Below are 18,012 nucleotides of genomic sequence, written 5' to 3'. Positions count from 1 at the left end.
TCTCCCGTTCCACCCAGGCAGACACAAGGCCAAGCCCTTCCCAATGGCCCTGTCTTCAAAAAACGAGTCAACCCAACCTCACGAATTTCATAACGATCATGTCATGATGCAAAAAAGGACGGCGTTTCTTCGGGGAACGGATGGGTGGCATTACAATTGCAAAATGAAGGAGTAGTCATGAAGTCCGCCGTTGCAACACAAAACACTTATGCTCGATATCGCTGGAGAAAATCATGACGCTGCTTTCTCCTGAACAACGAGGGAGTCATAATTTTGACGCCAATGAAGATTTCATAAGGGAGGCCGATGAACGATGGAAATAAAACCCACTGGCAATGTTGCAGAGAACCTCAATGGAATCAGGACGCAAGCGTCTGTACGGAAAGCGTCAAATTCTTTTTCGGCCGAGCTTACGACCGCCATGGCACAGGACTCGGCCAAAACCGCCCCGGCCGGAAACAAGCCGGTCGAATACATTGTCCAGAAGGGTGATAATCTTTGGAAGATCGGAAAGTTATACAAGATAAACCCTTACCAGATAGCCAGGGATAACCGTCTGTCCAATCCGGACATGATTCGGATCGGCCAGAAACTGATCGTCCATCCGCCTTCATCCCAGGCCGTCCAGGACATCCAAACTCTCAAGACTGCCCAGACCGCCCAGACCGCCCAGACCGCCCAGATTACCCAGGCTGCCCAGGCCGTCCGGACCGCCCAACCCGAAGCCGGCGGGGAAGTGACCGCCAGCTGGTATGGGGCGGAGCATCACAACAAGAAAACGGCTAGTGGACAGCGTTTCGACATGCATAAAAACACCCTGGCCCATAAAACACTGCCCATGGGAACGAAAGTGCGGCTGTCCAATCCTGACAACGGCAAGGTCGCCGAAGGAATGATCAACGACCGTGGACCCTACATCAAAGGCCGGGACGTCGATGTCTCCTATGCGATGGCCAAACAGCTCGGCTTCGTCCAGAAAGGCGTCACAAAACTCATCATGGAAAAGATATGATACAGGCAGAAAAAAATAGACTCTATTCTTGGTAGAGCGCGAAGAGATTTCATTCGATTCCTGTCTGCCGGTCCGGAAATGCAACAACCAGCACACCCGTTCTATTTATGACTGCCCACATCCACACTGGAATGCGACTGTTCATAGGCCGGCCTCCTTTTCGGACAACATCCGTCAAATCTGAATCCGGATACCGATTTCGATCACCCGTCCCGGCGGTATGCCGAAGTAGAGGGTTACCGGCAGGTCGTTTCGGGACATGAATGCGAACAAACGCTCTCGCCAATTGATCATGGTGGCCTATTCGTTGGCATGAGATTCTCCTTTCGGGATCATGGGCTTTCAGGTAATGGGAATCGCCATGGATCTGCTGCTTCAGTTTGTCGATTTGTTCCTGCACCTGGACAGGCATATCAGCTACGTCCTCCAGACGTTTGGTGTCTGGACGTATCTCATCGTGTTTCTGATTGTATTCTGCGAAACAGGCCTGGTCGTAACCCCCATCCTGCCGGGGGATTCGCTCCTGTTCGGCCTGGGCACTTTCGCCGCAAGGGGCGACCTGGACGTCACATGGCTTCTCTTGTCCCTGGCCGTGGCGGCCATAGGAGGCGATACGGTCAACTATGCGATTGGCCAGTATGTAGGGCCAAAAGTCTTCACCAGGAAAGACTCGCGTTTCTTCAAAAGGGAATATCTCGATCGAACGCACCGGTTCTATGAGAAATATGGAGGGGTAACGATTATCGCCGCGCGGTTCATGCCCATTATCCGCACCTTTGCCCCTTTCGTGGCCGGAATCGGCAGCATGTCCTACCTGCGTTTCCTCAGTTATAACGTCATCGGTGGAATTGCCTGGATCTTCATCTTCGTCATGGGGGGTTATTTTTTCGGCAATCTGGAGTTCGTGAAACGAAACTTCACGCTCGTAATCATAGCCATCATCATCATTTCGGTTATGCCTGGAATCGTTGAATATTTCCGCAACAGAAACGGGAAATAACCAGCCTGTTGTCCGAAACGATTCTAACCGGAACGGAATCCCGGCTTGTTGACAAACATGCATCGTTCATATAAAGGCGTCATCCATCAACAATAGACAGACTTGGATGACAATGGGCATGCGCCACTCTGAAATTCTTGATCCTTCCTGCTTAAGCCATTCCACCCGCCTCTATATCTATTGATGCCTGCAGCCGGTGCCGAGCCGGAACTGCAGGCTGATTCCCGAAAGACTTCCTCGGAACGTTTTCTTTTTCCTCATCATGAAGAGGTTTCCTATGTTGCATACGCGTGACACGATCGGAAATGCCATGACCCGGATCAACTACCTTGCCGGGGCGGCCGTGGTGGCAATGATGCTGTTGACCTGCGTCGATATCGTCATGAGGTTTTTCGGAAAGCCTCTTCCCGGAGTGTATGACCTCGTCGGATTTCTGGGCGTGGTCTCCGTTTCATTCGCCCTGGCCTACACGTCGGTCCAGAGAGGCCACGTGGCGGTCGACATCCTGATGGAAAGGCTGCCGCAAAGGGCTCAGTTCCGGTTGCTCTCCATAGGAAACATGGCAAGCGCCGCTTTCTTCCTTTTTCTAACCTGGCAATCCTTCCTCTACGCCATGGAACTCTTTGATTCAGGAGAGGTTTCGATGACGGTGGGGATGCCTATTCATCCCTTCGTGTTCGGCATGTCCGCCGGTTGCGGTCTCCTGAGCCTCGTGCTGATCGTGGATGCGGTTCTGTTCTTGAGAAGAGGGTTCGCAAAATGACACCGATCATGACGGGCATCCTTGCTTTCCTTGTTCTCATCGCCTTGCTGTTCATGCAGATCCCGGTCGGCTTCGTCATGGGCATTGTCGGCTTCGTCGGCTTTGCCTATCTTGTATCCTGGGATGCCTCGCTGAGCATCATCGCACGGGATTTCTTTGCAACGTTCAGTTCCTACAACCTGACGGTCATCCCTCTTTTTGTCCTGATGGGCCAAATTGCCTTTCACTCCGGCATGAGCACCCGGCTTTTCAATGCCGCGCACAAGTTCCTCGGGCACCTTCCAGGCGGCCTGGCCATCGCCACGATCGGGGCCTGTGCCGGATTCTCTGCGATCTGCGGATCCACCAGCGCCACGGCCGCGACGATGGCCTCCGTGGCCCTGCCGGAGATGAAAAAATACAAGTACGATCCAGCGCTCGCGACGGGTGTGGTCGCCGCCGGTGGAAGCCTGGGCATCCTGATTCCGCCGAGCACAATTTTCATCGTTTACGGGGTCATGACCGAGCAGTCCATCGGCAAGCTCTTTGCCGCAGGAGTTCTGCCGGGAGTCCTGTTGAGCCTCTTGTTCGTCGTCACCATCCTGATTTGGACACGCATCAATCCCGGCCTTTACGAAAAGGCTCCTCCATGCAGCATCCGGGAAAAACTGCGGTCCCTAGCCGGCGTCATCGAAACATTCATCCTGTTTGTCATGGTGATGGGCGGCCTCTTTGCGGGATTGTTCACGCCAACGGAGGCCGCGGCTGTCGGGGCGTTCGGAACCATCCTGATCGCCGTTGTCGGGAGAACCCTGTCGTGGAAAGGATTTCTGACGGCCTTGAACGAAACGACCCGAATCTCCTGCATGATTTTCGTGGTCGTCGCCGGTGCCACGGTGTTCGGCCACTTCCTGGCGGTGACCACCATCCCCTCAGAGGTGGGGGCCTGGGTATCCCAGCTTCCGATTCCGCCTTGGGCCGTAATCGGCTTGATCATCCTGACCTATCTGGTGCTTGGCTGCCTGATGGACAGCCTTGCCATGATCATGCTGACGATCCCTATCTTCTACCCGGTTGTCACCACTCTGGGGTTCGATCCGATCTGGTTCGGCGTGATTATCGTCCTCGTTACGGAAATGGGGGTCATCACACCTCCGGTCGGCATCAATGTCTACGTAGTAGGGGGGGTCGCCAGGGACGTGCCGCTCCATATCATCTTCCAAGGCGCACTCCGAATGCTGGCAGCCCAGATGATCACGGCACTCCTTCTCATCTTTATCCCCCAGATCGCTTTATTCTTGCCCTCCTGGATGCAATAAAGCTCCCGTCAATCCTTGTTTCTATTGCGATTCGACGGTTTTCGTGATTCCTCCGCGGCAGGCCGGGATCCATCTTTCTCCCGGTCTGAATCGCCGGTCTCTGTTTTGCTTTTTCTTCTCGAAGCGGGAACAATACAAATTGCAGCAATCACAAGACCAATGACAAGCAAAACGATCATCTCGGAAATTGTACCGCTCATGATATTCTTCCTCCGTGGAGTGTCTGCTTAATTTTTTTCGTACAATCCTTCCACGAAACACCCGGAAAGCCATCCAAGCGCATGGATCCTCTCCGGCCGTCACCGGGATTTGGACAAGAGACAACCGGCTCGGGTGAGCGTGGAACAGATCCATTCCATGAGAATCCCTGCCGGCACGAACTGCCCGCTCCCGGATGAGGCGCACACGGCAGAAACGGCCATGGAAGTCCCATGCCATCAAGGGTTGAATCGGCTGTCAGGAATTTATTTACGAAAGGGAAGATGCAGCAGGAGGTGAGCGACCCGGTTTGGCGGGATGGTGCTCCTTTTCTTTTCTCTCCAGCCTCACGAAAGGAAACGGAGAGCTCGTCGCCGTCGGATTGAAAAACTGCCAGCGATTTTCCGTGGCCTTATCAAGCACGCTGCCTTTACAGCGAAGGCTGCTATCCGCAAAATTACTCCCGGACAGGGCACAATAGGTGAACGTGTCGGCCGGTGAGAATGTGCCGGACGATCCGCTCAGGCATTCCGAATGGATCGCCAACAGGAACAGGACCGGAAGAAGAAGGAACCCGTGCTTTCTATTCATGTGTAAAACTCAGGGACCTCCCTGACAGTCAACTGCACTTCGGAGGGGCGGTTAAAGCAGCCTCCTTCAAGGTCGTTTGCTCTTTGATAAGGTTTCCGGCCTCGACGGTCTCAAACGGCCGCCGGCCCACGTTCCGACAGCCCCAGCAGCGGCAGGCTTCCGAAACGTTTCATAACCGTTCGGCCAGTTGTAGCAATGAAAGGCCGTGCTATGCAACCTTCTTCTCGGCAGCCATGTCTTCCTCCTGGGTCCTTGTTCTTCGGTAAGAAAACAATCTGAACCGGGGACTGGGCTGACTGCCGTTTCTGCCTTTCAACAACCGTTCGGGAGGTCCCCCACTTTAACCAACGGTGCTGCTGACGGTCTTTCCCGTCAACGAGGCTTTTCGCCGATATGACCGGATGTTACCCAGACTCCGCCGTCCCGGGAAATGCCTTTCCCAGTTGACAATCCCCTGCGGGGTGTTTAGGTTAGGCGATCTTTCCAAGCAAGGAGACCCCCCCGTGAAAAACATGTATCGCTGCAAGAAGAAAGGACATCTGATTTCCGAGCCTTGCACCGAAATGACCTGCGAGTGGCGCCTCTCGAACGAGAATTTCCTCAACTGCACCTGGGTCGCCTGCAACTATGGACCGTTTACCCTGGAGGAAGTCGGGGAGATGATGGGCGTTACCCGTGAGCGGATCCGCCAGATCGAGGCGAAGGCCCTCAAGAAGCTCCAGCACAAGAAGCGGCGGGACCAGTTGAAGGACTTCGCGTCCCCCGACAGCGACTGGGAGATGCCCTGACCGTTTTCAGACGCAACTCCCCGTGATCACCGGGCAATCGACAAGAATAAGCCGGCCGGGCATAAACCCCGGCCGGCTTTTTTGATTTCCTCGCGTTCCCCGGCAGCCCCCGAATGGCTCAGCGCCGCAGCCGCGGGTCCAGGGCGTCCCGGATCCCCTCCCCCAGCAGGTTGTACCCCAGGACCGTCACCAGGATGGCCAGCCCCGGATAGAGGGACAACCACCAGGCGATGTCGATGTTGTCCTTCCCGGCGGTGAGCATGTTCCCCCAGCTCGGCGTGGGCGGCTGGACACCGATCCCCAGGAAGCTGAGAGCCGATTCCGTCAGGATCGCCCCGGCCACCCCCAGCGTGGCCGCCACGAGGATGGAGGCCATGGCGTTCGGCAGCAGGTGGCGGAAGATGATCCGCAGGTCCGAGGCGCCGATGGCCCGGGCCGCCTGGACGAAGTCCCGCTCCTTCAGCGAGATGAAGTCCGCCCGGACGAGCCGGGTGATCCCCATCCAGCCCGTGGCGCCGATGATGATCATGATGTTCCAGATGGACGGCTCCAGGAAGGCGATCACCGCCAGGATCAGGAAGAACGTGGGGAAGCACAGCATGATGTCGACGAAGCGCATGATCAGGGCGTCCACCCAACGCCCGTAGTATCCCGCCAGGGCCCCGAGGATGGTTCCCAGCACGATGGCGATCCCCGTGGCCACGAAGCCCACCTTCAGGGAGATCCCGGCCCCCCAGATCATGCGGCTCAGGACGTCCCGGCCGAGGGGGTCCGTTCCGAAGGGATGCTTGCCCGACGGCGGCTGGAGGATGTTCTGGAGGTCGATGGCCCCCGCGTCGTACGGCGAGATCCAGGGCGCCAGGAAAGACACAACGAACAGGAGGACCACCACCGTGAGCCCCGCCACGGCCAGCCTGTTTTTCCGGAATCGCTGCCAGAAGTCTCCCGCCATGCCGATCCTCCTCAGGAGACCCGGATCCGGGGATCCGCCAGGGCGTAGGACACGTCCGCCAGCAGGTTCCCCAGGAGGGTCAGGACCGCCCCGATCAGGAGGATCCCCATCACGACGGGGTAATCCCGCGCCATCACAGACATATAGAAGAGCTGCCCCATGCCGGGGATCGCGAAGATGGTCTCGAAGATGACGCTCCCGCCGATCAGGCCCGGCACCGACAGTCCCAGGATCGTGATGACCGGGAGCAGGGCGTTCCGGAGGGCGTGCTTGTAGATTACCGTCCGCTCCCGGAGCCCCTTTGCCCGGGCCGTCAGGATGTAGTCCTGGCGGATGACCTCCAGCATGTTGGAGCGCATGTACCGGGAGAGCCCCGCCAGCCCGCCGAAGGCCGACAGCCCCACCGGCAGGATCAGGTGCTTCAGGAGATCCCAGACGGCCGCGCCGGGGGGCAGGTATTCATAGTTGAGGGAGCGGATCCCCGAGATGGGAAGCCAACCCAGCTCGACGCCGAAGAGGATCATCAGGAGCAGGGCCAGCCAGAAGGTGGGCACGGCGAACCCGATGAAGACGAAGACCCCGGCCAGGCGGTCGAACCAGGAGTCCTGGCGGACCGCCGAGAGAACCCCGAGGGGGATGGCCACGAGCAGGATCAGTCCCATGGACAGCAGGTTCAGGAGGATCGTGATGGGCAGGCGCTCGAGGATCTTCCGGTCCACGGGCCGGCGGTCCTGTGAGAAGGACGTCCCCAGGTCCAGGACGGCGATCTTCTTGAGCCAGAGCCAGTACTGGACGTGGAGGGGCTTGTCCAGGTCGTAGAGGGCCATCAGGCGGGCCTTCGCCTCCGCGGAGGCCCGGGGGTTCATCTGGGTTTCCAGGTCCGTCGGGGACCCCGGGGCCAGGTGCATCACGGTGAAGCAGATGACGGTGATCCCCAGGAGGAGCGGGAACATGAAGAGGAGCCTCTTGGCGATGTAGCGGATCACGGCGTCCCCTCCTCACCGTTCCCGGAAGCGCCGGTACGCCCAGCAGTGGAGGAAGAAAAAGACCGCCGCCGGGCCGCCCATCCCGACCAGTTTCCGGGCCATCCGCCGGACCCGCGCCTGCCGGTCCACCTTGCGGTCCGCCAGGTAGATCCCCAGGAGCCCCCGGATGATCATGCGGTGGAAGGGGGCCTCGGGGAGCCCGCGGACCGCTTCCTCCGCCCGTCCGAAGAGCCACGACAGGCGCTCCAGGAGATCCTCCTCGCCGGGATAATAGGTGCAGAAGTTCAGGTCGCCTCCCTGGCGGTCCTCCTCCTGGTCCACCAGGTAGTCCAGGAGGATGTGCAGGGCCTGGACCCACGGGAAAAGGGCCTTTTCCACCCGTCCGGCCTCCGCCTCCGGAAACCCTTCCCGGAAGGCCGACGAGACGAGGCAGAAGATCCCCAGGGTCGAGCCCGTGGCGGCGGCAAACTCGTACCAGCGCAGCTCCGGGACCCCGTTCCGGTGCGCCTCGAACCAGGCCAGGAGCCGCGGGAGCCGTTCGTCGAGGCGAACGTGCTTGTGGACCTGGAGGTCGCCGTACATCCCCGCCAGGCGAAGCAGAGACGGCGCAATGGCCCCGTAGGAGGGAACCCGCCGGAGCGCGTCCCGGCACGTCTCCACGAGGTCCGCCAGGTACCCGCCATCGTCCCGCTCCGCGTGGAGGCGGTACCAGTCGGTCCGGTCCGATTCCGGCGCGAGAGCCTGCGGCATGGATTCGTGGAGGGCCCGGAAGTCGTCCGGGTCCTGGGAGGTGCTGCGATCGCAGAGGTTGTCGAGATAGTCGCTGATCGTCTGGTAGGCCACGATGAACCGGACGGCCTCCTCGAAGGCATCCCCCGCCAGCAGGGCGTAGATGCCGCCCCCCTCGCAGTGGAACGACTTGGTCCCGATGCTGAGAAGCGCCTGCCGGCGCAGCTCCGGGTCCGGGATGGACCCGGCCCGGGCGGTCCAGGCCTGCAGGTGGTGGTGGACCCGGGGGCGGACGTCCAGGAAGATCCGCGTCGTCATGGCGGCCAGGTTGCCGGGGACGGTCATGGCCTGCCCCTACGCGCGCCCCCTTTCACAGGGGACCCCGCTTCTCCCGATGGATCTTCCGGGCGTTCTCGATGAGCCGCGAGATGATCATGGAGGGCAGCATCCCCGCGCTGGCGGCCTGCTCGAAGAAGAAGGACGAGGGCGCCATGCCCGAGGAGGAGTTGGGATCGGTAACGAGAATCCGGCCGTCGGCCGTGTAGAAGCCGTCGATCCGGCCGTAAGACCGGAAGCCCAGCGCCTGAAAGGCCTTGAGCACCTCCTCCAGGATCCTTGTCACGACCTCCGGGGGGATGGTCTTGGGCGGGGTGAACTTGCGGCAGCGCCCCGGCATGTACTTGTCGTCGTAGGTGTAGAACTCGCTCTGGGGGTGGATCTCCGTCAGCCCGAGGGGCTCGGCGACGCCGTCCTCCTCGAGGACGATGGAGGAGAACTCGACACCCTCCAGGAATTCCTCGACCAGGACTGCGTTGTCCCACCGCAGGGCCTCGGTCATGCCCACATCGAGGGAGGCCTCGTCCCGGACGATGGTGACACCGATGCTGGACCCCTCGCGGGTGGGCTTGGTGACGCAGGGCCACGGCACGGCATCCCGGAGGCGCCGGATAACGCCTTCCCGATCCTCCTCCCACTCGGCCCGGCGGATCACCAGGCTCCGCGGGACGTCCAGACCGGCCTCCCGGAGGACCATCTGCTGGATGTGCTTGTCCATGCCCAGGGCCGAGGCCAGCACGCCCGGCCCCGTGTAGGGGATCCGGAGCAGCTCCAGGAGACCCTGGATGCACCCGTCGTCACCGTACTTTCCGTGGAGGGAGATGAAGGCGAAGTCGATCTCTTTCCGGAGTTCCTCGTAGGTGACGGGACGGGCCTGCCGCTCGAGCTGCTCGGTGATGTCGACGGTGGTGTTCTGTGGGATGAGCTGCCAGGGGAGGACCCACAGACGGCCCCGCTCGTCCATGAACAGCGGAACCGCGTCATAGAACTCGGGGTCGAGGTTGTCGTGAACGTTTCGCCCGCTGTTGAGGGAGACCTCCTTCTCCGAGGAGAGTCCCCCCATGATGATGCCGATCTTCAATTTTTCCATTCGTCTTTCGGTTTCGCCGCCCCGGCCGGGGCCGGCCCTTTCTTTCAGGTATCCCAGATGAAGGTGACGCCGCTGTTGGGGAAGATCCACTCGTCGTCGGCGATGGTGAGGGTGGTGCATCGGCCCTGCTCGCGGGCGACCCTCGGGTATGGGTGCTTGCCCGCGAAATAGCTCACTTCCCGGACGCGGCGGAGGTTGGCCTTCTCGTATTTGAAGGAGATTTCCAGGCCCCGGGTGGGGTAGACCACATACACGGAAAACAGGTTGTTTTCCTTGGATTTCTTGGTGGCGATCTCGAAGGCGAAGCGGACCGGCCGGTTGAGCTTCTTCTTCAGGAGGTCGCCGCCGCACCAGACCTCGTAGCCCCGCTCCGTGTTCTCGGACCGGAGGATGGGGATGTCCTCCCCGTCGATGGTGACCCGCTCGACGCGGAAGTCGCGCTCCGTCACCGCCTCGTCTCCCAGGTTCAGGAGCCACCGGTACTCGCAGCGCTTCTCCTCGAAGAGGGCCTCGAGCTGCGCGTTCGTCATGGCGCAGCCGATCATGAAGACGGGCTCCCGGAGGGCCTTCGTGTACTCCACCCGGGTCAGGACCCGGAAGTACTCTCCCTTCTTCCGCTTCCCGTTCTGCGGGGAGGCTTCGGAGATCTCGATATCGTAGCGGAAGCGGTCCCGGAGCTCCAGTTGCCGGTCCTCCTTCCCGAAGAGGGTTTCGAACATCTCCGAGAAGATGGCGTCCCCCATCTCCTCGCTCCGGGCCCTCGTCTGGAAGCAGTGGCGGATGATGCTGTCGATGCGGGCGACGGACTTCTCCTCCCCGGGGATGTAGATCCTCCGGAGGCGCGGCTCCACCGCGTCGGCCCTCCCCTTCTGGACGAAGATCCGGGGAGCACGCTTGCCCAGGGCGCACAGGACGTCGTAGCTGATGGTGTTCGTCCGGGCGGCGATCTCGTTGGCGGAGATGCACCCGTCGCCCTGGCGACCCATGAGGACCACCTCGTCTCCGATCGCGCAGTCCGGGATGTGGCTGACGTCGATGGTGCACATGTCCATGGAGATGCGGCCGACAATGGGCGCCTTCCGGCCCCGGATCAGGACCTCGCCTGAGTTCGACAGCAGGATCCCGTACCCGTCGCCGTAGCCCACGGGGATCGTGGCGATGCGGGTGGGCCGGTAGGTGATGTAAGTGCGGTTGTAGCCGATGCTGTACCCCTCCGGGAACTCCTTCAGGAGGACGACCCGCGTCTTGAAACTCATGACGGGCGCCAGGTCCGCCCTGTCCCGCGTCTCCGGCCCCGGGTAGATTCCGTAGGTCATGATGCCCGGCCGGACCAGGTCGAGGTTGTACTCGGGGAAGTTCAGGACGGCCCCGCTGTTAGACATGTGCCTCAGGGGAATCCGGATCCGGTTTTCATCCAGCTTGGCCAGGAGGTTCCGGAAATGGGTCCACTGGCGGTTGTTGTAGTCCACCAGGACTTCGCTGGAGGATAGGTGGGTGAAGATTCCCTCCAGGTCGAGGTTCGGCATGTCCAGGACCGCCCGGATCAGGTCGAAGGCCTCGTAGTGGATCGTCCCGCCGCGGCCCATGCCCGTGTCCACCTCGATGTGGACGGGAACGCGGACGCCCGCCTTCCGGGCGCTCTTCTGAAGCTCCCTGGCGAATGACGCATCGGACACCGACGGCGTGAGGCCGTACTTGACGATCTGCCCGATCTCGGAGTCCGGGGACGGGCTGAGAATGACGATCGGGGCGGCGATCCCGCTGGCGCGGAGCTGGACGCCCTCGTCGGCGTTGGCCACCCCCAGGGCCCAGGCGCCGTTCCGGAGGGCGACGCTGGAGAGCTCCAGGGCCCCGTGGCCGTAAGCGTCGGCCTTGACGACCTGCATGATCCGGACGTCCGGGCCGACCAGCCGCTTCAGCTCCTCCCAGTTCCGGGAGAAGCTGTCGAGATCGACTTCGACCCAGCTTCTGTATTTCTGTTGTTCCATGACCGGCTACGATCCGTATTTCTGTTGAGGGGTTATCCGCTTTCTTCGACAACGGGAGGGACGGGACGGCTCCGCGCAGCGCCCCGCCGGGGGGACCGGAAGAAAAACCGCGCGGACGGTCGTCGCCCCGCCGCGCCGTTCACTTTCTCGTCATGGTGAAGACGCCGTCCCACTCGCCTTCCGGCGGGTGCTCCTTGAGGGACTTGCAGCGGGAGATGTAGAGCTCCGATGGTGCATCGCCGTATTTGGCCTTGAGGACCTTCTCGAACCGCTCGATCGCCTCGTCCCAGCGGCCTTCCTTGTACAGGGCCAGCCCTTCCTCGAAGATCGAGACCCAGGGCTCCCACTGTACCGCATCCTTGCTCTCCCCCAGGAGCTCGTAGATCCTGACGGGGAGCTTCTTGCCCTTCACCCGGACGGAGTCGAGCTCGCGGCAGAAGAACCGGTCCTTGACGATCTCGTGGGTGAACTCGCTGATGACGACGTTGGTCCCGTATTCCTTGTTGATCCCCTCCAGGCGGGAGCCCAGGTTCACGCTGTCTCCCATGACGGTGTAGTCGAAGCGCATCTGGGAGCCCATGTTGCCGACGACCATGTCCCCCGTGTTGATGCCCACGCCGATGTCCATCCGCGGCCGGCCTTCGGACTCCCACTTGTTCTGGAGCTTCCTGAGCTCGTCGAGCATCTCCAGGGCGGTCCGGCAGGCCCTCTCGGCATGGTCCGGCTGGTCCAGCGGGGCTCCCCAGACGGCCATGATCGCGTCGCCCATGTACTTGTCCAGGAGTCCGTCGTACTTGAACACCAGGTCCGTCATGGCGGTGAGGTACTCGTTCAGCAGATGGACCAGCTCTTCCGGCGAGAGCTTCTCGGAGATCGTGGTGAACCCGCGGATGTCCGAGAACAGGACGGTCAGGTTCCTCTTGTCCCCGCCGAGCTTCAGCTTGGTGGGGTCCTTCAGCATCTCGTTGATGACCGAGGCCGTCAGGTAATACTGGAAGGCACCGCGGATCTTCTGCTTCTCCCGCTCCTCCGTGATGTAGCGGTACACCGTGACGGCCACATAGACGGCCAGGATCACAATGACCGGGTAGACCATGTTGAGCCAGAGGTTCATCTGGGTGAACAGCAGGGTGTTCACGGCGACGAAGCCCGCCAGGATGACGACACTGAAGAGCAGGCCGCGGACGGCGCTGAATCGCGGCAGCACCAGGCCGATGAGGAATCCGAGGCCGAGTATGCTCAGGAAATCCAGCAGTGACGTCCAGGCGGTGCGCTGGAGGAAGTTCCGCTTCAGGATGTTGTCGATGACGGTGGCGTGAATCTCCACCCCCGGATAGACGGAGCTGAAGGGGGTCACCCGGAGATCATAGATGCCAATGGCCGTCGCCCCGACGACGACGATCTTGTCCTTGAACGTGTCGGGATCCAGCCGCCCGCCCAGGATGTCGGAGATCGAGTAGTGGGGAAATGTTTTCCCGGGTCCGAGGTAATTGATCATGACCCGCCCGGCCTCGTCGGTGGGAATCCGGATGTCGCCGATCTGGATGCCTTCCACGCCGAAGTCGGCGAGCCGGAGAACCAGGGGCTCCCAGTCGAAATACTGCTGCAGCAGGGCCAGGGAGAGGGGGTTGTAGAAGCTATCTCCGGCCTTGATCACCAGGGGGGACCAACGGATCACGCCGTCCGCGTCGGGAAAGGCGTTGAAATAACCGCTGTTCAGGCCGGCCTCCGAGACGGCCGGGAGATTCGGCTCCGCCGTGAAGGCGTGAATGAATGCATACTCGTCGGGCTTCCCCCCGGGCCGGACCTCCACCATCTGGTAGCGGGAATTGCCGATGACCTCCAGCCTCTCTTCCGCCGCCTGCTCCGTGAGATGGGCCACGTCCTTCTGGGCGAGGTGGAAGAAATACCCCAAGGATACGTTCTCGACCTTTTCGATGGCCTTCGCCAGGGCCTTGTCCGTATCGGCTCCGGACCGCTTGCGCTCCAGGATCTTCATGACGGCCGGACTCGCCGCCCCCTTCAGCTCCTTTTCCAGGGCGCCCAGGGCCCGGAGGCTGGAGTTTTCGTCGGGCTCGGCGAACACGATATCGAAGCCGACCGCCTTGGCTCCGTCCTTCTTGAGCTTTTCCACGAGGCGGGCCATGGTCGTCCGCGGCCAGGGCCAGCGCCCCAGCTCGCTCAGGCTCTTCTCGTCCACCGCGGCGATGACCACCGCGCCCGCGGGCTGGATCTTCCCCCGGGAGACCATGCGCAGGTCCATGGTCTTCAGTTCCATGAAATGGAGAAAGGGCGGGTTGAAGAAGAAAAGGACGACCACAAGGAAGGTCACGGCAATGGTGATGGTCAGGGGGGATACAGCGAGGAACTTACCGAGTTTACCCTTCATGGCCCTCCCTCCGGCAAAGATGCGGCGAGCATACCAGACCGCCTCCGAATGTCAAGGGAAAGGCTTGACAAGCCTCAATCCTTGGGGTAAAGACGGTCCTCTGTTTCAGGCCATCCGGACACGTCATGCCGATGTAGCTCAGCTGGTAGAGCAGGCGATTCGTAATCGCCAGGTCAGGAGTTCGAATCTCCTCATCGGCTCCAGGGACAAACAAGGGCTCAGCCGTTTGCGGTTGAGCCCTTTTCTTGTGAAATGCAGGCAGATCAAGGCCGGTTCGGCTTGTCAGGATCGGTCTTCAAGAAGCGAATCAGCGGTCCGCCTGCACGCCAGGTCCAGCAGGAGTCCACCAGCATCCTGGTCATGTCGGCGGCGAGCGACTGGGATTTGTGAAGCTTGTACGCTGCAAATCCCTGTATGGCGGCAGAGCCCATCGCCGTAAGAAGTGTAACCAGATGGCTGCATCCCTGCCCCTTACCAGCCATGCCTTTCACTTTCGACGTGAATCCGCCGATGATCCTCATTCCCTTGACAGGATCGAGGCTGGCTCGCGTCTCCAGGCACTCCGCGCGCGGAACGCCGGGCATTTCGACATGCAGATCATCGATCTCCAGACTGCTCTTGTTCAGGAGCAGATGGATGATCATCTGGTGCAGGATGCCGGGATCTCTCTTTTCACCGGTGGCCAGACGATATTCCTTCCATCGATGATCCGTCAGGGTTCCGGCAACGACCAATCTTTCTTCGTCATATTCGTAGGTATTCACCTCGATGGTTCTCGTATGATACTTGTCTCCTGCAGGTTTCCCGAAGAACGTCATTTGACGGTCCCTCCAATCACGGCTGATTCGAAAAAAAGTTGATGAGTAAGGATGGGCACGGAGGCATGAACGGGCAGGCTCCTTCATTGTTCATGTACCCTTTCTGAGGCGGCTTTCCTCAAGGCAACAGCCCCTGCTGCATCAGGCGCTCGATCCCGCGTTACTGAAATACTGGTAGAATGTGGCCTTGCTGATACCTGCCCGCTCGGCGACATCGGATATTTTCGTGACGCCGTAGCCCTTTTCACGGAACAGGCCGACGGCGGAGCAAATAATCCCCTCGCGCTTGCTTGTGGATATGGTCTCGGAGCCCGCCCGGACGTTAACGGATGCCGTGCTCCTCGCAATACCCTCACGAATCGATGCGAGCGGCAGGCCCGACTGCTTTCATTCTCTAATTTCCTTGAGTTTGGCCAGATGGTCCCCGGTGTAGTAGGACATCGTCTTTCCGGTTCGAATCGGCGCGTGCAGGAGTCCCTCCCGGATGACCTGCCCCCGAACCATGTACCACATCCAGAGTTAATTTTCTGCATCTGGATGCCCTTCAATGAAGCCATATCTCTGGAGCCATCGATAATATGTCTGCTCCGCGATCTCCATCTCCCGGCAGATCTGGAGCACGTTGATCCCCTGGGAAATCTTCACATCCGCTTCCCGAAGATGACCGATGATCTACTCTGCCATAAAACGCTTCCGACCCATTCCGACCTCCTCCTCGATCCAACTTTTATGCCCTTATCCTAACACAAAAACTGGATCCTTTTTGGGGGGCAGGTCGGATTTCCCCGGCAAACCCCTGAAAGCCGGAGGATCCCAGAGGAACGGCCGTTCACCAAAAAGCCCATCTTCTTCGATGGTTCGGAAACCATACCCGTTGCATCCTGAATCCTTTCATTTTTCGCTGCACGGTTGTAAGATGCGTTTTCCCGAAGCCCTTTAGGAAGGGACGGCGGACCCAATCCGGAGTCCTGCGGTCTGAAGGATCCGCTCAACGAGCAACCGGAGAACAGCTTCCGTGACCGAAAAACCCACCTGCGAAGACCTGGAACAAAAGATCAGGAAGCTCGAAGAGGAGGCCGCCGAGGGCAGGCGGGCCATTGCAGAGCTGAGCGAGAGCGAGGAGCGCTACCGCCTCCTGGTCGAAAACGCGAACGAAGCCATCCTGGTGATCCAGGACGCGGCGGTCAAATTCGTCAACAGCCGGGCGATCGTTTCGTTCGGGTACTCGGAAGAGGAATTCCGGTTGATCTCCATCCTGGATCTGGTCCACCCGGAAGACCGGGGCCTGGTCACGGAGCGCTACCTGCAGAAGATCGGCGGCGACCCGTCTCCCACCCGTTACATCTACCGGGCGATCCACAAGAACGGCGAGATCCAGTGGATCGAGAACAGCTCCGTCATGATCCGGTGGGAAGGGCGGCCCGCCACCCTCAACCTCGTCACGAACATCACCGACCGCAAGCGGATGGAGGAGTCCCTCATCGAGAGCGAGCGAAGATACCGGGAGCTCAGCATCATCGACGACCTCACGCAGCTTTACAATTCCAGGCACTTCCACAATCAGCTCAAGATGGAGATCGACCGCGCGGACCGCTACGGACAGCCCCTGGCCATGCTGTTTCTCGACCTTGACGATTTCAAGCGGTTCAACGACACGTACGGGCACGTCGAGGGCGACCGGGTGCTGTCTCTGCTGGGCCAGGTAATCACGGGGCAGCTTCGCCAGACCGACTCGGCCTATCGCTATGGCGGCGAGGAGTTCATCATCCTGCTGCCCCTGACCTCCGGCCGGGACGGAACCGTTACGGCGGAGAGAATCAGGGTCGGATTCAAGCAAAGGGCGATCACGTCGGCGACCGGCGAAGACGTGCACATGACGGTCAGCATCGGGGTCGCCCAATACCGGCCTGGAGAAGACATGAAGGCCTTGGTGAGCCGGGCCGACCGGCTCATGTACCAGGCAAAGAAAAGCGGCAAGGACCGGGTCTGCTCCGAGTCATAGCCCGGAAATCGAGCCGGGGGAATCCTCCCATGAACAAAGCCCTCCTGATCCCGTTCGCGCTGATCCTGTGCCTGATGCTCGAACCCGTTCCCTGCCATGGCTTCGACAGGATCGACGGTCCTGAAAAAGCGGAGCTGGCAAAGGCCTGGCAGACCTTTCTGAACGCGGTTTCAGCCAACGACATCCGGACCATCAGGAACCTCTCCGCCGAAAAGATCCGCTGCCTTGCCTGCGTGGACAACACCGATCGGGAAGACGAGGAAATGACGAGGTTCCGGGCGACGGACCCGGACTGGTACGAAACGCTCTACCGGGAAAAAATCTTCATTCCGGTCGAGGTCTTCTGCGAACAGGATTATCCGCTTGTCTTTTCGGAGCCATTGAAGAGGAGGATGCGGGAAAAGACGCCCGTGTTCGCGGTGGAAGACTTCGACGGCCGGAAACTTCACGTGGTGATCGTCCAGACGTCCGAACCGGGCGAGTTTTCGCCCCGGGACGAGGGCGTTGTGCATCTTTTTCAATTCGTGAAAACGGATCACGGCTACCGATTCTGGGGAATCGATACGATTCCGTGAATCGCACCGGCCGTTCGAAGCCTTGCGGGTGACAGGAAAGCCGGATGCATCGCCGACGACGCGGCGTATTCCTGCCATCCGGCTCCGGACTCGAATGCGCCCCGGCGGTCACAGGCACAACAGCCACGAATCCGTCCCGGACTGGTAGCGTAAAAGCCAGGTTTTACCGTCAGCGGTCTTCACCCTGAAATAGTCGACAATCTCCCGGCCGCTGTCCAAGCCGCCCTCGTACCAGCGGTCCGTGATTTCCAGGATCTCCCGGCGCTCCCCTTCGAAAGTGAACGCGACAGGGCGCTCGTTCGCCTTGAAGCCGCTGTAGCACTCCACCGAAATTTCCTTGAAGACCGGATTCGCCATTTTCTGCGTTCCTGCCCTCACCAGCCGGGAATAGCCGGACCGGTCCCTGCTCTCCCCGACGGTCAAGCCGCTTTTCGCGTCACTACATCATGGAACCGATCCGGCATCAAGCCCGTTTGGCCCGTTTGGCCGGCTCCGGC

Annotated in this window: 17 protein-coding genes, 1 tRNA gene and 1 pseudogene; 8 read left to right on the top strand and 11 right to left on the bottom strand. The window is 60.4% G+C overall.

Annotation, left to right across the window (positions count from 1 at the left end; all coding sequences use genetic code 11):
* The first annotated feature begins 313 nt into the window (after positions 1 to 313).
* From PLO63_06515 to PLO63_06500, 4 genes are all read left to right on the top strand, one after another.
* Complete coding sequence (locus PLO63_06515) at positions 314 to 1,012, top strand: septal ring lytic transglycosylase RlpA family protein (GenBank protein HOI73786.1); 699 nt, start codon at positions 314 to 316, stop codon at positions 1,010 to 1,012.
* A 361-nt stretch (positions 1,013 to 1,373) separates the two neighbouring features.
* Positions 1,374 to 2,012, top strand: coding sequence for a DedA family protein (locus PLO63_06510; protein HOI73785.1), 639 nt, complete (start codon positions 1,374 to 1,376; stop codon positions 2,010 to 2,012).
* Between the two features lie 196 nt (positions 2,013 to 2,208).
* Positions 2,209 to 2,775 (top strand): TRAP transporter small permease, encoded by a 567-nt coding sequence (locus tag PLO63_06505; GenBank protein HOI73784.1) that lies wholly within the window; start codon positions 2,209 to 2,211, stop codon positions 2,773 to 2,775.
* Entirely contained in the window at positions 2,772 to 4,073 is a 1,302-nt protein-coding gene (locus PLO63_06500) for a TRAP transporter large permease (GenBank protein HOI73783.1), read from the top strand. The genes PLO63_06505 and PLO63_06500 overlap by 4 nt, the downstream gene beginning before the upstream one ends.
* Positions 4,074 to 4,081: 8 nt before the next feature.
* Here the strand turns inward: PLO63_06500 and PLO63_06495 are convergent, their stop codons facing one another.
* The gene (locus tag PLO63_06495; protein HOI73782.1) at positions 4,082 to 4,273 is read right to left on the bottom strand and encodes a hypothetical protein; all 192 of its coding nucleotides are present in this window, start codon (positions 4,271 to 4,273) and stop codon (positions 4,082 to 4,084) included.
* A 1,227-nt stretch (positions 4,274 to 5,500) separates the two neighbouring features.
* Between PLO63_06495 and PLO63_06490 the strand changes: the two are divergent.
* Positions 5,501 to 5,650, top strand: a pseudogene (locus tag PLO63_06490) (sigma factor-like helix-turn-helix DNA-binding protein).
* Positions 5,651 to 5,768: 118 nt separating this feature from the next.
* On the opposite strand, the gene PLO63_06485 reads toward PLO63_06490, so the two are convergent.
* The 6 genes from PLO63_06485 to PLO63_06460 all read right to left on the bottom strand — a co-directional run bounded on the left by PLO63_06485 (position 5,769) and on the right by PLO63_06460 (position 14,120).
* The gene (locus PLO63_06485) at positions 5,769 to 6,602 is read right to left on the bottom strand and encodes an ABC transporter permease (GenBank protein HOI73781.1); all 834 of its coding nucleotides are present in this window, start codon (positions 6,600 to 6,602) and stop codon (positions 5,769 to 5,771) included.
* An 11-nt stretch (positions 6,603 to 6,613) separates the two neighbouring features.
* Positions 6,614 to 7,588 carry an ABC transporter permease gene (locus PLO63_06480; protein ID HOI73780.1) on the bottom strand — a complete coding sequence of 325 codons (975 nt, stop codon included), beginning with the start codon at positions 7,586 to 7,588 and terminating at the stop codon, positions 6,614 to 6,616.
* A gap of 12 nt (positions 7,589 to 7,600) precedes the next feature.
* Positions 7,601 to 8,662 carry a tetraprenyl-beta-curcumene synthase family protein gene (locus PLO63_06475; GenBank protein ID HOI73779.1) on the bottom strand — a complete coding sequence of 354 codons (1,062 nt, stop codon included), beginning with the start codon at positions 8,660 to 8,662 and terminating at the stop codon, positions 7,601 to 7,603.
* A gap of 25 nt (positions 8,663 to 8,687) precedes the next feature.
* Entirely contained in the window at positions 8,688 to 9,743 is a 1,056-nt protein-coding gene (locus PLO63_06470; protein HOI73778.1) for a D-alanine--D-alanine ligase, read from the bottom strand.
* A gap of 44 nt (positions 9,744 to 9,787) precedes the next feature.
* Positions 9,788 to 11,731, bottom strand: a complete 1,944-nt coding sequence (alr, locus tag PLO63_06465) for an alanine racemase (GenBank protein HOI73777.1) — start codon at positions 11,729 to 11,731, stop codon at positions 9,788 to 9,790.
* 139 nt (positions 11,732 to 11,870) lie between these two features.
* Entirely contained in the window at positions 11,871 to 14,120 is a 2,250-nt protein-coding gene (locus PLO63_06460; protein HOI73776.1) for a CHASE2 domain-containing protein, read from the bottom strand.
* A 127-nt stretch (positions 14,121 to 14,247) separates the two neighbouring features.
* Here PLO63_06460 and PLO63_06455 point away from each other — a divergent pair.
* A tRNA-Thr gene (locus PLO63_06455) sits at positions 14,248 to 14,323 on the top strand.
* A 60-nt stretch (positions 14,324 to 14,383) separates the two neighbouring features.
* Here PLO63_06455 and PLO63_06450 read toward each other — a convergent pair.
* From PLO63_06450 to PLO63_06440, 3 genes are all read right to left on the bottom strand, one after another.
* Entirely contained in the window at positions 14,384 to 14,938 is a 555-nt protein-coding gene (locus PLO63_06450) for a DUF2889 domain-containing protein (GenBank protein ID HOI73775.1), read from the bottom strand.
* A gap of 387 nt (positions 14,939 to 15,325) precedes the next feature.
* Positions 15,326 to 15,442 carry a MerR family transcriptional regulator gene (locus PLO63_06445; GenBank protein HOI73774.1) on the bottom strand — a complete coding sequence of 39 codons (117 nt, stop codon included), beginning with the start codon at positions 15,440 to 15,442 and terminating at the stop codon, positions 15,326 to 15,328.
* A gap of 15 nt (positions 15,443 to 15,457) precedes the next feature.
* Positions 15,458 to 15,583, bottom strand: a complete 126-nt coding sequence (locus PLO63_06440) for a helix-turn-helix domain-containing protein (GenBank protein HOI73773.1) — start codon at positions 15,581 to 15,583, stop codon at positions 15,458 to 15,460.
* Positions 15,584 to 15,953: 370 nt separating this feature from the next.
* Between PLO63_06440 and PLO63_06435 the strand changes: the two genes are divergently transcribed.
* Positions 15,954 to 16,940: a diguanylate cyclase gene (locus PLO63_06435; GenBank protein ID HOI73772.1), complete on the top strand. Its 987-nt coding sequence runs from the start codon at positions 15,954 to 15,956 to the stop codon at positions 16,938 to 16,940.
* 29 nt (positions 16,941 to 16,969) lie between these two features.
* Positions 16,970 to 17,515 (top strand): hypothetical protein, encoded by a 546-nt coding sequence (locus PLO63_06430; GenBank protein ID HOI73771.1) that lies wholly within the window; start codon positions 16,970 to 16,972, stop codon positions 17,513 to 17,515.
* 108 nt (positions 17,516 to 17,623) lie between these two features.
* On the opposite strand, the gene PLO63_06425 is transcribed toward PLO63_06430, so the two are convergent.
* On the bottom strand, positions 17,624 to 17,872 hold the full coding sequence (locus PLO63_06425; GenBank protein ID HOI73770.1) for a hypothetical protein: 249 nt from the start codon (positions 17,870 to 17,872) through the stop codon (positions 17,624 to 17,626).
* Positions 17,873 to 18,012: the final 140 nt, after the last annotated feature.

This window comes from Syntrophales bacterium, from assembly GCA_035363115.1.
Classification (GTDB): Bacteria; Desulfobacterota; Syntrophia; order Syntrophales; family PHBD01; genus PHBD01.
Note: the sequence above shows the minus strand (reverse complement) of the source record. Positions and strands in the feature narration are given on the sequence as shown.